The following is a 14,705-nucleotide window of genomic DNA, read 5'->3' as shown; positions in this document are numbered from 1 at the left end:
ACGACCACCGCGGGCGGGGAGGCCATCCGGGTTGGGGCTGTTCCTGTTGTTGGAGTTGACGGGGTGCTGGGCCTGGGGCCGCCCACCCAGGCGCCCCCCGACCGCCCGCCGGGATTCCCGGCGGGCGGTCGGCGTTGCAGTGCCGTGCACCCCGCCCGAACGGCCCCCGAGCGTTTGCCGCCGGCGGCGCCCCCTCCGAACCTGCAAGTACTGCCGGACCGGAGGGACGGGTGCCGATGGCGGACAAGCGAGCCCAGCGCATCGCGCGGTTCATCGAACCGCTGCGTGTCGCGCCCGGGTCCACCGTGGACCTCGCCGTGGACTTCGACCCCCGCTCCAAGGCCGACCTGACGAAGGAGCAGGGCGTCGCCCTGCTGGCCGAAGGGGTGGAGGTGCTCGCCGAGTTCCAGGCGCGGCTGGCCGCCCAGGACTCCCGCGGCGTGCTGCTCTGCCTCCAGGCCATGGACGCCGCGGGCAAGGACGGCACCATCCGGCACGTGATGACCGGCCTCAACCCGCAGGGCGTGCGCGTGAGCAGCTTCAAGGTGCCGTCCGAGGAGGAGCTCGACCACGACTACCTGTGGCGCTACGCCTGCCGGCTGCCCCGGCGCGGCGAGATCGGCATCTTCAACCGCTCGCACTACGAGGAGGTCCTCGTGGTCCGCGTGCACCCCGAGTACCTCAAGCGCCAGCGGCTGCCGCTGGAGAGCAGCGATCCGGGCGTCTGGGAGCGCCGCCACCGGGAGATCAACGACTGGGAGCGCCACCTCGCCGACAACGGCTTCAGCGTGGTGAAGGTCTTCCTCAACCTCTCCAAGGAGGAGCAGCGCCGGCGCTTCCTCAGCCGGATCGACCTGCCCGAGAAGAACTGGAAGTTCTCCACCGCCGACGTCCGCGAACGCCGCCACTGGGACGCGTACCAGCGGGCGTACTCCGAGATGCTCTCCGCCACCAGCACCGAGTGGGCGCCCTGGTACGTCGTCCCCGCCGACCGCAAGTGGTTCGCCCGCATCTGCGCGGCGGCCGTGCTCGGGCACGCGCTGATGGAGATAGACCCGCAGTACCCGACGGTCGGCGAGGAGGCCCGCAAGGACCTGATGAGCGCGAGGAGGGAACTGGAGCGGGAGGCCCCCGGCGCCCGGTCCGGGGACGGCCGGACGGAGCGGCGCAACGAGCGCCGGAAGGAGCCCGGCTCCGGATCGGAGGTACGCGGATGACGGCCCGGCCGGAACCGGCGGGCGAGGAGGGCGCCGGGGACGCCCCCGGCGCCTGGTACGCGCAGTCCCCGCAGGACGTCGCGGCCCGCTGCGGGGTGGATCCCGCGGTCGGCCTGCCGGCGGCCCGGGCGGCCGAACGGCTCGCGGCCGACGGCCCGAACGCCCTGCCCGAGGAGAAGCCGAAGCCGGGCTGGCTGCGCTTCCTCGCCCAGTACCGCAGCTACATGCAGATCATCCTGGTGGCCGCGGCGGTGGTGTCCCTGCTGATCCGCGAAGGGAACACCGCCGTCCTGCTCGTCCTGCTCACCCTGCTGAACGCGGTCGTCGGCCTGCGCCAGGAAGGCAAGGCCGAGAGCGCCATGAACTCGCTGAAGTCGATGATGAAGGCGACGGCCCGGGTCCGGCGCTCCGGCACCGAGTCGGAGCTCCCGGCCGAACAGCTGGTGGTCGGGGACGTCGTGCTCATCGCAGCCGGCGACCGGGTCCCGGCGGACGGACGGATCGTGGAGGCCAGCGCCCTCCAGATCGACGAGTCGGCCCTGACCGGCGAGAGCACCCCCGCGGCCAAGGACGCGGGCACGCTCCCCGCCGAACGGCTCGGGCCGGGCGACCAGTCGAACATGGCGTTCATGAACACGCCGGTCACATCAGCCCCACCGACCGGTACACCGTGTCCGGCACCGGCTACCGCCTCGACGGCAGGATCCACCACGCCGCCGGGACATCCGCCGGCATCGAGGACGCCGTACTGCCCTACCTGGTCGCGAGCGACGCCAAGCTGGTGGACGGCCAGGTCGTCGGCGACCCCACCGAGGGCGCCCTGCTCGTCCTCGGCCACAAGGCCGGGCTGGACATCGAGGAGACCCGGGAACGCCTGCCCCGCCTCGCCACCCTCCCCTTCGACCCCGCCTACAAGCTGAGGCCACCCTCCACTCGGCCAAGGACGCCTCGGGGCGCAAGGTGGTCCGCTGCTTCGTCAAGGGCGCCGCCCCCGCCGTCACGGCACGCGCCACCACCGCGCTGGCCGCGGGCACCCCCATCCCCTGGGACGCGGACCTGAACCGCCGCGCCCGGGAGCAGACCGACCGGATGGGCGCCGAGGGCCGCCGGGTGATGGCCGCCGCCGTACGCGACCTCGACCCGGCGGACTTCGACCCGGACGGCGACCTGCTCGCCCTCGTCACCGACCTGCACATGGTCAGCCTGGTCGGCATGGTCGACCCGCCGCGCGAGTTCGGCGTCAGCCCTCCAGCAGCGTTCCCATCCACTCCTCGATGCCGGCCACCGTGCGCGGCAGGGCGCCCGACATCAGGCGGGCGCCCGTCGCCGTGACGACCAGGTCGTCCTCGATGCGGACCCCGATGCCGCGCAGCTCCGGCGGCAGCGTCTCGTCGTCGGGCTGGAGGTACAGGCCGGGCTCGACCGTGAGCACCTGCCCCTCCTCCAGGACCCCGTCGAGGTACGTTTCGGCCCGCGCCTTCGCGCAGTCGTGGACGTCCAGCCCCAGCATGTGGCCGCTGCTGCACAGGGTGTACCGCCGGTGCAGATCGCCCTCCGCGTTCTTGAGCACGCCCCACTCGGCGAGCCCCTCCGCGATCACCCGCATGCCGGCCCGGTGGAAGTCCCGGAAGCTGGCGCCCGGGCGGAGGGCCGCGATGCCGGCCTCCTGTGCGGCGAGGACGAGTTCGTACACCTGCCGCTGGACGGGGGAGAAGCGCCCCGACAGCGGGAGGGTGCGGGTGATGTCCGCCGTGTAGAGCGTGTCGGTCTCCACGCCCGCGTCCAGCAGCAGCAGGTCGTTCCGGTCCAGCCGCCCGTCGTTGCGGATCCAGTGCAGGACGCACGCGTGGGCGCCCGAGGCGGCGATGGTGTCGTAGCCGGTGCCGTTGCCCTCGGCCCGGGCCCGCAGGCCGAAGACGCCCTCGATCCACCGCTCGCCGCGCGGGTGCGCGAGGGCGCGCGGCAGCGCCCGTACGACGTCCTCGAACCCGGCGGCCGTGTGGTCGACGGCGAGCTGGAGCTGCCCGACCTCCCAGGCATCCTTCACCAGGCGCAGTTCGGAGAGCGCGGCGGCCAGTTCGGTGTCGGTGGCGGGGTTGCGGCCCTGCGGGGTGCCGAGGGAGTCCAGGTGGGCGCAGCGCAGGCCGGTCAGGCGCTCGGCCTCCGCCAGGTCGGGGCGGCGGCCGACCCAGAACTCCCCGTAGCGGCGGTCCCGGTAGAACTCCTCGTTGCCGCCGGTGCGCGGGGAGCGGGGGCGCAGGTACAGCACGGCCTCGTGGCCGTGCGGGCCCAAGGGCTCCAGCACCAGGACGTGGCCCACCTGGTCCTCGCCGGTCAGGCCGGTGAGCCAGGCGTACGCGCTGTGGGGGCGGAAGCGGTAGTCGCAGTCGTTGGAGCGGACCTTGAGCTCGCCGGCCGGGATGACCAGCCGTTCGCCCGGGAAGCGCGCCGAGAGCCGGGCGCGGCGGGCGGGGGTGGCGTCGTACGCGGACACGCGCACCGAGTCGGGCAGGGGTGAAGCGGCCCAGTCCCCGGCCATGAAACGGGACAACTCGGGGGATACCGGCAGGTCGTGACTGCCGATGTTGAGGCGGGGGGATGCGTCGGACACGTCGGGCTCCATCGGGAAGACGCGAACTGGTGGGCGCGCAGGTCTTGTCAGTGCAATTTCACATTACTATGTTACAGCCCACACCTCGGCGCGTTAACCCCCGTCAAACGCCGTGTGGCACAAGGCAGTTCACGTTTTTTCGCACCACGCACCACGCACCCGTTGCGCGCCATGTCCCCCACCTCCCCTCCCCACAGGAGTCCTTGGTGTCCCAGCACAGAGTTGTGCGTACGTCCCTCCTCTCCGCCGCCGTGGCGGTCACCCTCCTCGCGACGGCCGGCCAGGCCGCCACCCTGGCCGCCGAGCCGGCCGCCGCCGCGCCCGCCAAGGCCCCGGCGGCCGCCCCGGCCGCCTTCGCCGGCGGGGCGCACGGAGCGAACCCGTTCGACGAGGTCGACCGCCTGGCCTCGCCGAAGGAAGCGGTCCCGGCGCCCGACCGGGCCCCCGGCGCCGACCGGGCCGCCGGGGCCGGAGCCGCCGCGGTCGCCGACGGCCGGACCCCCGGCGCCGCCACGGCCGCCGCCGCGCCCGCCGAGCGCACCGAGAAGAGCCGCAAGGCGGCCGCCGCCCAGGCCGCCCCCGCCGGCCGGACCCTCGCGGCCGGCGTGCCCTGCACCCTCGACGGGATCACGGGTCTGTCCCCCGAGCAGTTCGCCGACTTCCTCGGCGACGAGGCCGTCCTGGCCGACGGCTGCCTGCGGGGGCTCATCTGGACCTGGGACGCGCGCCTGGCCCCGGTCATGTCCGACGCGCACGTCCAGGCCGTGTCGCGGCGGATATCCTCGCTGGCCGCCTCCCACGACGGCCGCAACTCCTCCCACCTGGAGGAGATGTTCACCTACCTGCACGCGGTCGCCTACCACGACCACTCCCGCTCCGAGATCGACGTCACCGACGCGCCGACCGTGGACGCCATGCGCCGGGCCATCGCCGACTTCGCGGGCGCGGCCCGCACCTTCGACGTCACCGCCTCCAACGCCCGGACCCTGCGCGAGGCCCTCTACGCGGCCAGCGCGCCCGGCCTGCGCCAGCACCAGCTCGGGCTCATCAAGCAGGTCCTGGCCACCATGGACCCGGCCCACCCCGCCACCCACAAGGATTCCGCCTGGGCGGGCGCGGCCCTGGCCGCCCTCTCCGTGAACTACCTCGGCGTGTACCCGGGCAACCAGGACGCCGCCTTCCACGCGGCGGTCGCGGCCGACTCCGGGTACCGCGCCGTCTTCAAGGCCTTCGGCTCGTACGGCCACCTCAAGGACACCGCCAACGCCTGGGTGGCGCGCGACGCCCTCGGCGAGTACGGCCGCTTCGGCCAGGTCCCCGCCCTGAAGGAGCAGACCGTCGCGGACCTCGGGGCCCTGCTCGCAACCGCCCGGTCCACGTTCGGCGACGGCAGCGAGCAGTGGGCCAAGGTCGTCTCCTGGCTCAACTTCTACGAGGCGTGCAAGCCGTACGGGGTGTGCAAGGAGGACATCGAGAAGCGGCTCTTCCCGAACACCTACGCCTACGACAACGGCGCCATCAAGGTCCGCACCGCCCTGGACCGGGCCACCGTCGACCAGCTCTACTACGCGAGCAAGCAGGTCAAGACGCAGTTCCACCGCGTGCTCGGCACCGACCAGCCGCTCGCCGGCGACCCCAACAGCACGCTGAACATCGTGCTGTACGCCTCCCGCGCCGACTACGTGAACTACCACCCCATCCTGACCGGCTACGGCACCAACAACGGCGGCATCTACATCGAGAACGGCGCCACCTTCTACACGTACCAGCGCCGCGTCCCGCAGGACTCCTCCCTCACCCTCGAGGAGCTCTTCCGCCACGAGTACACGCACTACCTCAACGGCCGCTTCGCCGTCCCCGGCTTCTTCGGCGAGGGTCCCTGGTACGAGGGCGACCGCACGACCGCGATGGACGAGGGCACCGCCGAGTTCTTCGACGGCGCCACCCGCGACAACGGCATCGCCGTGCGCAAGTCCCTGGTCAAGAGCATCATCGCGGACACCGCCGGCGGCGGCCCCCGCATGTCGGTCGAACAGCTGCTCAACGCCACGTACGACGGCGACGGCTTCCGCTTCTACAGTTACGCCGGCACGTTCTTCGAGTTCCTGTGGACGGAGAAGCCCTCGCTGCTGCGCGAGATGTACACGCACCTGCGCAACAACGACGTGGCCAAGTACGACGCCTGGCGCCACCGCCTCGGCGCGGACACCTACCTCCAGCGCGACTACGACCGCTTCCTGGACGCGCAGATCGCCAAGGTGGACGAGCTGTTCGTGCCGAACACCGTCTACACGCCCAACGAGCAGCTGCGCGACTCCGCGCTCGCGAACGTGAAGTCGACCTTCGCGACGGCCACGTACAACACGCCGGAGTGCGTGGAGAACGGGGACCCCGGCAAGCGCCGGTTCACCTGCACCGGCCGGATCACCGCGAACCTGAAGAACTGGCGCAGTGACGACCAGAACTTCAAGGACATGTCGGAGACGGTCGACTACTTCCTCCTCGACCGGGCGGGCGCGGCCTCCAACAACCTCGCCGACATGAACTGCTCCTTCGGCCCGGTGGAAATCTGGGACAACCGCAAGTCCGGCACGTCGAGCTACAGCTGCGAAGGCCCGCTGCGCAGCTGATCAGGCACCGGCGGCCGGCCCCGTTTCCGACACGGTCGGGCGGGGGGCGGGACCGGCCGCCGGACACCAGCGGCCCGGACCTCCCCGGGGTCTGGGCACGATTTAAAGAATGTGACATATTACTGCCGTGCCCAAGAGACATCCCCTGGACGTCGTGATCATCGGCGCCGGCGTCGTCGGAGCCGCCTGCGCCTACTACGCGGCCCGCTCCGGACTGCGCGTCGCCGTCGTCGACCGCGGCCCCGTCGCCGGCGGTACGACCGGCGCCGGGGAAGGCAACCTGCTCGTCTCCGACAAGGAGGCCGGCCCGGAACTCGACCTCGCCCTGCTGTCGGCGGGACTGTGGCGCGAACTCGCCGGGGTGCTCCCGCACGAGGTCGAGTACGAGCCCAAGGGCGGACTCGTCGTCGCCCCCGACGAAGCCACGCTGGAGGCCCTGCGCGCCTTCGCCAAGGGCCAGCGCGCCGCCGGCGTCGACGCCGTCGAGGCCGGCCCCGACGAGCTGCGGGAACTGGAGCCCCATCTGGCCCCCGGCCAGGCGGGCGGCTTCCACTACCCGCAGGACGCCCAGGTCCAGCCCGCCCAGGCCGCGGCCCGGCTGCTCGCCGCCTCGGGGGCCGAGGTCCACCTCGGCGAGGAGGTCACCGCGATCCTGCGCTCGTCCGGCGGCGCGGTCCGCGGGGTCCGCACACGGGCCCGCGAACTGGCCGCCCCCGCCGTGGTCAACGCCGCCGGCACCTGGGGCGGCCATGTCGCCGGACTCGCCGGCGTCGCCCTGCCGGTGCTGCCGCGCCGCGGCTTCGTCCTGGTCACCGAGCCGCTGCCGCGGGTGGTCCGGCACAAGGTCTACGCCGCCGACTACATCGCCGACGTCGCCAGCGGCTCCGCCGCCCTCCAGTCCTCGGCCGTGGTCGAGGGCACCCCGGCGGGCCCGGTGCTGATCGGGGCGACCCGGGAGCGGGTGGGCTTCGACCGCTCCCTGTCGGTCGAGGCCGTGCGCCGCCTCGCCGCCCAGGCGGCCGCGCTCTTCCCGGTCCTGGCGGACGTACGGGTCCTGCGCACCTACCACGGCTTCCGGCCCTACCTCCCGGACCACCTCCCGGCGATCGGCCCGGACCCGCGGATCCCCGGACTGCTGCACGCCTGCGGCCACGAGGGCGCGGGCATCGGCCTGGCCCCGGCCACGGGTGCCCTGATCACCGCCGCCCTGACGCACACCCACCCACCCCTGGACCCCACCCCGTTCCGCCCGAACCGCTTCCCGCCGGGTGATTCCGAATCCAGCCCGTCCGGCGTGTGAGGACCGGGGGTCCGGGGGCGGAGCCCCCGGGATACGGAGAAAGGGCGGGGCGGGGAGAGGGCTCCGCGCAGCGGCCCCCCACCGCCACCCCGACGCGTGGCCCCGGCACCCTGCCGCCCGCAGCGGCAGCGGCCCGGCACCGGCACCGCAGTGGCACCGGCAGCGACAGGGGCGACGCGACGCCCGCACCACCCAACCCCCCGAGGGAGAACCGACGATGAGCCATCCCACCCGCGCCCCGCGCACTCCGCGCCCGCAGCGTTGGTCGCCCCGCGGACTCGTCGGCGGGTCCCCGCAGGCCACCTACGTGCTCCGCTTCGACGGCCGCGACCTCACCGCCCAGGCGGGCCAGAGCATCGCCGCGGTCCTCTGGGGCGCCGGCATCCTCGCCTGGCGGACCACCCGCCACGGCGGCGCCCCCCGCGGCGCGTTCTGCGGCATCGGCAGCTGCTACGACTGCCTCGTCACCGTCAACGGCCGCCCGAACCAGCGCGCCTGCCTCGTTCCCGCCCGCCCCGGGGACGTCGTCACCACCCAGGAAGGGACCGGCCGTGCCGACCTCGCCGTCTGACCCGGACACCGCCGGTGGTCCGGAATCCGCCGACCTCGCCGACCTCGCCGTCGTCGGCGCCGGCCCGGCTGGCCTCGCCGCAGCCGTCACCGCCGCCGGCCTCGGCCTGCGCGTCACCCTGCTGGACGCGGGGGAGCGCACCGGCGGCCAGTTCTACCGCCACCCCGCCCCCGGCCTCGGCGCCGCCCGCCCCGAGGCCCTCCACCACGGCTGGGCCGCCTTCGCCGCCCGCGATGCCGCCCTGCGCGCCCACGCGGCCGCCGGCCGCGTCACGCACCTGGCCGGCCACCACGTCTGGACGGTGGTCCCGCAGGCGGCCGCCCCCGACGCGGCCCCCGGCCGCACCACCCCTGCCCCCACCACCTCCACCGCCACCACCCCCGCCACCTGGATCCTGCACGCCGTCGCCGGCCCCGAGGAGCTCCCCGCCGCCGTCCGCGCCCGAGCGGTCCTGCTGGCCACGGGGGCGTACGAGCGCCAGCTCCCCTTCCCCGGCTGGACCCTGCCCGGGGTCGTCGGGGCCGGCGGGGCCCAGGCCATGCTCAAGTCCGGGCTCGTCCTGCCGGGCCGGCGGGTCGTCGTCGCCGGGAGCGGCCCGCTGCTGCTCGCGGTGGCCGGCTCCCTCGCCGCCGCCGGGGCCCGGGTCCCCGCCGTGGTCGAGGCCGCCGCCTACACCGCGTACGCCCCCCACCTCCCGGCCCTGCTGCGCAACCCCGGCAAGCTGGCCGAGGGCGCCACGTACGGCAGCGCCCTGCTGTACCGGCACATCCGGCTGCTCACCCGGCACGCCGTGACCGAGGCCCACGGCACCGACCGGGTCGAGGCCGTCACCGTGGCCCGCCTGGACCGGGACTGGCGGCCCCTGCCCGGCACCGCCCGCCGGATCCCCTGCGACGCGGTCGCGGTGGGCCACGGGCTCGTGCCCCAGCTGGAGCTGGCCACCGCCCTCGGCTGCGCCACGCGCCGCTCGGCCGACGGCACCGTCGCCCTGGAACTCGACGCGCTGCAGCGCACCTCCGTGCCCGGCATCTGGTCCGCCGGCGAGACCGGCGGGGTGGGCGGCGCCCAACTGGCCCTGGTCGAGGGGGAGATCGCCGCCCATGCGATCGCCGGCCGGCCGGTCCCCGCCGTGCTGGCCCGCCGCCGCACCCGGCTGCGCGCCTTCGCCGACGCGATGGGCCGGGCCCACCGTCCGGGCGCCGGCTGGACCGGCTGGCTGCGGGACGACACCGACGTCTGCCGGTGCGAGGAGGTGCCGGCCGGCCGGATCCGGGAGGCGGTCGCCGACCTCGGCGCCCGGGACGCCCGTACCGCCAAGCTGCTCACCCGTGCCGGGATGGGCTGGTGCCAGGGCCGGATGTGCGGTCCGGCGGTCGCCGCCCTGGCCGGTGCGGCGGCGTCTCCCGGGGCGCCGTGCGCCGGGGGTGAGCCGGAGCCGGACCGGCGCCCGCTGTCCTGCCCGGTGCCACTGCGCCACCTCGCCGAACTTCCGCCCGCCGACCGCTGATCCGCGGCCCGCCGGCCCCCGAACCGGGGTGTCCGGACCCTTGTGGCCACATCACACCCACTAGTAAAATGTCACACACCACACTAGGGAGCTCTCACATGTCCGACGCTCAGACCCCCGCGCCCAGCCCGTCCCGCCCCGACACCCGCACCCGCCCCTGGCACGGCATCATGGTCGCCACCGCGCTGCCGCTGCGCGAGGACCTCACCGTCGACTACGACGCCTACGCCGAACACGTCGCCTGGCTCATCGCCAACGGCTGCGACGGCGTGGTCCCCAACGGCTCCCTCGGCGAGTACCAGACCCTCACCGACGAGGAGCGGGCCCGCGTCGTGCGCACCGCCGTCGAGGCGGCCGGCGACGGCGCCCGCGTCATGCCCGGCGTCGCCGCCTACGGCAGCGCCGAGGCCCGCCGCTGGGCCGACCAGGCCGCCGAGGCCGGCGCCGGCTCCGTCCTCCTCCTGCCCCCCAACGCCTTCCGGGCCGACGAGGCGGCCGTACGCGCCCACTACACCGAGGCCGCCCGCGCCGGGCTGCCCGTCGTCGCGTACAACAACCCGATCGACACCAAGGTGGACCTGACCCCCGCCCTGCTCGCCCGGCTGCACGCGGATGGCAGCATCGTCGCCGTCAAGGAGTTCAGCGGCGACGTCCGCCGCGCCTACGAGATCGCCGAACTCGCCCCGGGCCTGGACCTGCTCATCGGCGCCGACGACGTCCTGCTCGAACTCGCCCTCGCCGGCGCCGTCGGCTGGATCGCCGGCTACCCCAACGCCCTGCCGAGCTCCTGCGCCACCCTGTACCGGGCCGCCGTCTCCGGCGACGTGGCCACCGCCCTGCCGCTGTACAAGTCCCTGCACTCGCTGCTGCGCTGGGACTCCAAGACCGAGTTCGTCCAGGCCATCAAGCTCTCCATGGACCTGGCCGGACGCCCCGGCGGCCCCACCCGCCCGCCCCGCCTCCCGCTCGCCGGCGAGACCGAGGCGGCCGTCCGCGCCGCCACCGAGAAGGCCCTCGCCGAGGGACTCAACTAGCAGACCGGGGGGACCCATGCGCACGCGCCACATCTACCACGCGGTGGACTCGCACACCGAGGGCATGCCGACCCGGGTCATCACCGGGGGCGTCGGGGTGATCCCCGGCGCCACCATGGCCGAGAAACGGCTCCACTTCATCGAGCACCTGGACCACGTCCGCACCCTGCTCATGTACGAGCCGCGCGGGCACTCCGCGATGAGCGGCGCGATCCTCCAGCCCCCCACCCGCCCCGACGCCGACTTCGGCGTGCTGTACATCGAGGTGTCGGGCCTGCTGCCCATGTGCGGGCACGGCACCATCGGGGTCGCCACCGTCCTCGTCGAGACGGGCATGGTGGCGGCCGTCGAACCGGTCACCACCGTCCGCCTCGACACCCCGGCGGGGCTGGTCAGCGTCGACGTCCGGGTCGAGGACGGGGCGGCCACCGCCGTCACCCTCACCAACGTCCCCTCCTTCTGCGTCGGACTCGACCTGAAGGCGGAGGTCCCCGGCCACGGCACGGTCACCTACGACCTCGCCTACGGCGGCAACTTCTACGCCTTCGTCGAACTCGACGCCCTCGGGCTCCCCTTCGACCGGGCCCGCAAGGACGACCTGCTGGCCGCCGGGCTCGCCGTCATGGACGCGATCAACGCCTCCGCCGACCGGCCCGTCCACCCCGAGAACCCCTCCATCGCCGGGGTCAAGCACGTCTACCTCGCCGCCCCCGGCTCCGACGCCCGCCGCTCCCGGCACGCCATGGCCATCCACCCCGGCTGGTTCGACCGCTCGCCCTGCGGTACGGGCACCAGCGCGCGCATGGCCCAGCTGCACGCCCGCGGCCTCCTCGGCCTCGACACCGACTTCGTCAACGAGTCCTTCATCGGCACCGAGTTCACCGGCCGGCTCGTCGGCCGGACCACCGTCGGCGGATACGAGGCGGTCGTCCCCACCGTCACCGGACGGGCCTGGATCACCGGAACCGCCCAGTACTTCCTCGACCCGGCCGACCCCTTCCCCGGAGGGTTCCAGCTGTGACTCCCGAACCCCCCGCGCCCCGAACCCCGCGGACCCCGCTGACCGTCCGCACGGTCGACTACCACACCGCCGCGGAGCCCTTCCGGATCGTCGACACCACCGCCCCGGGATTCCCGCCCGTGCCCGGGGACACGGTCGCCGAGCGCTGCGCCACCGCCATCGGCGCCGGCGGCTCCGGGACCGCCCCGCGCCAGGGCGAGCTGGACGACGTACGGCGCCTGCTCGTGCAGGAGCCGCGCGGGCACGCCGGGATGTACGGCGGCTTCGTCGTGCCCCCGGACGACGACGGCGCGCACTTCGGGGTGCTGTTCTGGCACAAGGACGGCTACTCCACCGCCTGCGGCCACGGCACCATGGCGCTCGGCGCCTGGGCCGTGGACAGCGGCCGGGTCCCCGCCCCGGAGCAGGGGGACGTCGAGGTGCGGATCGACGTCCCGTCGGGGCGGGTCACCGCCACCGTGCACCGGGACGGGGGCCGCACCACCGGGGTCACCTTCCGCAACGTGCCCGCCCGGGTCACCGCCCGCAAGGTGCCCGTCGCCACCACCCTCGGCCTCGCCGAGGCGGACCTCGCGCACGCCGGCGCCTGCTACGCCTCCGTCCGCGCCCGCGACCTCGGACTGGACGTCTCCCGGGCCGCCCTGCCCGACCTGGTGCGCGCCGGGCGGGAGGTCCGGGCCGCCCTCGCCGCCCACCCCGGGACCTGGCACCCGGGCGGGCCGCTGCTCTCCGGCGTGTACGGGGTCATCCTCCACGAGGAGCTGCCCGACACCCCGTTCGGCCCGCACCAGCGCAACGCGACCGTCTTCGCCGACGGGCAGGTCGACCGCTCGCCCTGCGGCTCCGGCACCTCGGCGCGGCTCGCCCTGCTGGCGGAGGACGGGCGGATCGGTCCCGGCGAGGACCTGCTCCACGAGTCGGTCGTCGGAACGGTGTTCACGGGCCGCGTGGTCCCGGACGCCGGGCCGGGCGGCGGATCGGACGGCGAGGGCTTGGCCACGGAGGTCACCGGTACCGCGTACCGCACCGGCGAGCACACCTTCACCCTCGACCCGCACGACACCGTCGGCACCGGTTTCCTGCTGTGATCCGCCAGCTGGGGGCCCGCGAGCTGGCCGGACTGCTCACCCCGGCCGCGGCCGCCGACGCCCTGGCCGAGACCCTGCGCCGCGGGCTGGACCCGGAGCTCTGCCCGCAGCGCAGCGCGCTGCCCGCGCCGGGCGGCGAACTGCTGCTGATGCCGGCCGCGGCGGGGGCGTACGCCGGGGTGAAGATAGCCGGGGTGGCGCCCGGAAACCCCGCTCTCGGCCTGCCCCGCATCACCGGCTCGTACCTGCTGCTGGACGGTGCCACCCTGCGCCCGGTCGCCCTCCTCGACGGCGCCGCCCTGACGGCGCTGCGCACGCCCGCGGTCTCGGCGCTGGCCCTGCGGTACCTGGCCCCGGAGGGGCGGCCGCTGCGGCTGGTGCTCTTCGGCAGCGGGCCGCAGGCGTACGGGCACCTCGAAGCGGTCGCCGCGGCAAGGGAGTTGGCGGGGGCGGTGGTCGTCGCCCGCGACCCGGCCGGCGCCCGGAAGCTGGCGGAGCACGCGCGGACCCTGGGCGTCCCGGCCCGTACGGGGACGGCTGCGGACGTGGCCGAGGCCGACCTGGTGGTCTGCTGCACCACGGCCCGCACCCCGCTCTTCGACGGGCGGCTGGTGCCCCCGGACGCGGTGGTCGTGGCGGTCGGCTCGCACGAGCCGGACGCCCGTGAGACGGACACGGCGCTGGTGCGGCGGTCGGCCGTCTACGTCGAGGCGCGGACGGCGGCCCTGCGCGAGGCCGGGGACCTGCTGGTGCCGGAGGCGGAAGGGGCCATCGGCCCCGGTCACATCAGCGGCACCCTGTCCGACCTGGTGATGGGCCGGGTGCCGCCCGGCGGGCGGCCGGGTTGTCCACAGCTCTTCAAGAGCGTGGGCATGGCCTGGGAGGATCTTGCCGTGGCGGTGGCGCTGTATGCCGCCGCCGGGGAGAGCAGCGAAACGTGACATTGTACGCTGTTCCCCTGCACGTCGGTCGTGTGCGGTGCCTCGGAGGAAGAACAATGGGTGACCTGAAGCAGCACAGTCTCATCAAGGCCCAGGAACGGCTCCGCGACCAGGTCGGCCATGCCCTTCGAGCAGCCCTGATAGCGGGCGAACTCCGCCCCGGCAGCGTCTACTCGGCCCCCGGCCTGGCCGCCGAGCTCGGCGTCTCGGCCACCCCGGTCCGCGAGGCCATGCTCGACCTGGCCCGCGAGGGCCTCGTCGAACCCGTCCGCAACAAGGGCTTCCGCATCACCGAGGTCAGCGAGCGCGACCTGGACCAGTACACCGAACTGCGCACGATGATCGAGGTCCCGACCGTCGGCAAGGTCACCCGCATGGCGGCGAAGGAGCAGCTGGAGGAGCTCCGCCCCATCGCCGAGGAGATCGTCAGCAGCGCCCGCGAGCACAACCTCATCGGCTACCTGGAGGCGGACCGCCGCTTCCACCTCACGCTGCTCGGCCTCGCCGGCAACGAGCGCCTGGTCGAAACGGTGGGCGACCTCCGCAAGCGCTCCCGCCTGTACGGCCTGACCGGGCTGGACGAGGCCGGCAAGCTGGTCTCCTCCGCCGAGGAGCACCTCGAACTCCTGGACCTGATGCTCGCGGGCGACGCGGAAGGGGCCGAGGAGTGCATGCGCCGCCACCTGGGCCACGTCCGCTCCCTGTGGGCCGAAGCCCGCGACGAACCGGTAGGCCGGACCCCGGGAGTCCTCGGGTCGGGGCACTAGGCCGTTCCCTTCCACCTC

Annotated in this window: 14 protein-coding genes; 13 read left to right on the top strand and 1 reads right to left on the bottom strand. The window is 74.5% G+C overall.

The genetic code is table 11. From position 1 onward, the window contains the following. Positions 1-236: 236 nt before the first annotated feature. Genes AC068A_RS32145 through AC068A_RS32130 form a run of 4 tightly spaced genes read left to right on the top strand, consistent with a single transcriptional unit; the run spans position 237 to position 2,549 of the window. Entirely contained in the window at positions 237-1,217 is a 981-nt protein-coding gene (locus tag AC068A_RS32145) for a polyphosphate kinase 2 family protein (protein ID WP_478589797.1), read from the top strand. Beyond that, entirely contained in the window at positions 1,214-2,137 is a 924-nt protein-coding gene (locus AC068A_RS32140) for an HAD-IC family P-type ATPase (RefSeq protein WP_478589796.1), read from the top strand. The genes AC068A_RS32145 and AC068A_RS32140 overlap by 4 nt, the downstream gene beginning before the upstream one ends. Further along, a complete protein-coding gene (locus tag AC068A_RS32135; protein WP_478589798.1) occupies positions 2,038-2,277 on the top strand; it encodes a hypothetical protein in 240 nt (79 codons plus the stop codon). Before AC068A_RS32140 ends, AC068A_RS32135 begins: the two co-directional genes overlap by 100 nt. After that, the gene (locus tag AC068A_RS32130) at positions 2,178-2,549 is read left to right on the top strand and encodes a hypothetical protein (RefSeq protein WP_478589795.1); all 372 of its coding nucleotides are present in this window, start codon (positions 2,178-2,180) and stop codon (positions 2,547-2,549) included. The genes AC068A_RS32135 and AC068A_RS32130 overlap by 100 nt, the downstream gene beginning before the upstream one ends. Here the strand turns inward: AC068A_RS32130 and AC068A_RS32125 are convergent. After that, on the bottom strand, positions 2,458-3,828 hold the full coding sequence (locus AC068A_RS32125) for an aminopeptidase P family protein (protein WP_478589794.1): 1,371 nt from the start codon (positions 3,826-3,828) through the stop codon (positions 2,458-2,460). The two genes, AC068A_RS32130 and AC068A_RS32125, sit on opposite strands and share 92 nt — an antisense overlap. Before the next feature lie 206 nt (positions 3,829-4,034). Between AC068A_RS32125 and AC068A_RS32120 the strand changes: the two genes are divergently transcribed. The 9 genes from AC068A_RS32120 to AC068A_RS32080 all read left to right on the top strand — a co-directional run bounded on the left by AC068A_RS32120 (position 4,035) and on the right by AC068A_RS32080 (position 14,687). Continuing rightward, positions 4,035-6,458 carry a collagenase gene (locus AC068A_RS32120; RefSeq protein ID WP_478589793.1) on the top strand — a complete coding sequence of 808 codons (2,424 nt, stop codon included), beginning with the start codon at positions 4,035-4,037 and terminating at the stop codon, positions 6,456-6,458. Between the two features lie 127 nt (positions 6,459-6,585). After that, positions 6,586-7,758 carry an NAD(P)/FAD-dependent oxidoreductase gene (locus tag AC068A_RS32115; protein ID WP_478589792.1) on the top strand — a complete coding sequence of 391 codons (1,173 nt, stop codon included), beginning with the start codon at positions 6,586-6,588 and terminating at the stop codon, positions 7,756-7,758. A gap of 217 nt (positions 7,759-7,975) precedes the next feature. Continuing rightward, a complete protein-coding gene (locus AC068A_RS32110) occupies positions 7,976-8,329 on the top strand; it encodes a (2Fe-2S)-binding protein (protein ID WP_478589791.1) in 354 nt (117 codons plus the stop codon). Next, entirely contained in the window at positions 8,310-9,836 is a 1,527-nt protein-coding gene (locus AC068A_RS32105) for an FAD/NAD(P)-dependent oxidoreductase (RefSeq protein WP_478589790.1), read from the top strand. The genes AC068A_RS32110 and AC068A_RS32105 overlap by 20 nt, the downstream gene beginning before the upstream one ends. A gap of 98 nt (positions 9,837-9,934) precedes the next feature. After that, complete coding sequence (locus AC068A_RS32100; protein ID WP_478589789.1) at positions 9,935-10,870, top strand: dihydrodipicolinate synthase family protein; 936 nt, start codon at positions 9,935-9,937, stop codon at positions 10,868-10,870. Positions 10,871-10,886: 16 nt separating this feature from the next. Further along, positions 10,887-11,891 (top strand): proline racemase family protein, encoded by a 1,005-nt coding sequence (locus AC068A_RS32095; protein WP_478589788.1) that lies wholly within the window; start codon positions 10,887-10,889, stop codon positions 11,889-11,891. Then, complete coding sequence (locus AC068A_RS32090; RefSeq protein WP_478589787.1) at positions 11,888-12,979, top strand: proline racemase family protein; 1,092 nt, start codon at positions 11,888-11,890, stop codon at positions 12,977-12,979. The genes AC068A_RS32095 and AC068A_RS32090 overlap by 4 nt, the downstream gene beginning before the upstream one ends. After that, positions 12,976-13,920, top strand: coding sequence for an ornithine cyclodeaminase family protein (locus AC068A_RS32085; protein ID WP_478589786.1), 945 nt, complete (start codon positions 12,976-12,978; stop codon positions 13,918-13,920). Before AC068A_RS32090 ends, AC068A_RS32085 begins: the two co-directional genes overlap by 4 nt. Before the next feature lie 56 nt (positions 13,921-13,976). Further along, positions 13,977-14,687: a GntR family transcriptional regulator gene (locus AC068A_RS32080; protein WP_478589785.1), complete on the top strand. Its 711-nt coding sequence runs from the start codon at positions 13,977-13,979 to the stop codon at positions 14,685-14,687. Positions 14,688-14,705 lie beyond the last annotated feature (18 nt).

Source organism: Streptomyces sp. NPDC043854, assembly GCF_056436005.1.
The sequence above is the reverse complement of the archived record's forward strand: the minus strand, read 5'-3'. Positions and strand labels throughout refer to the sequence as shown.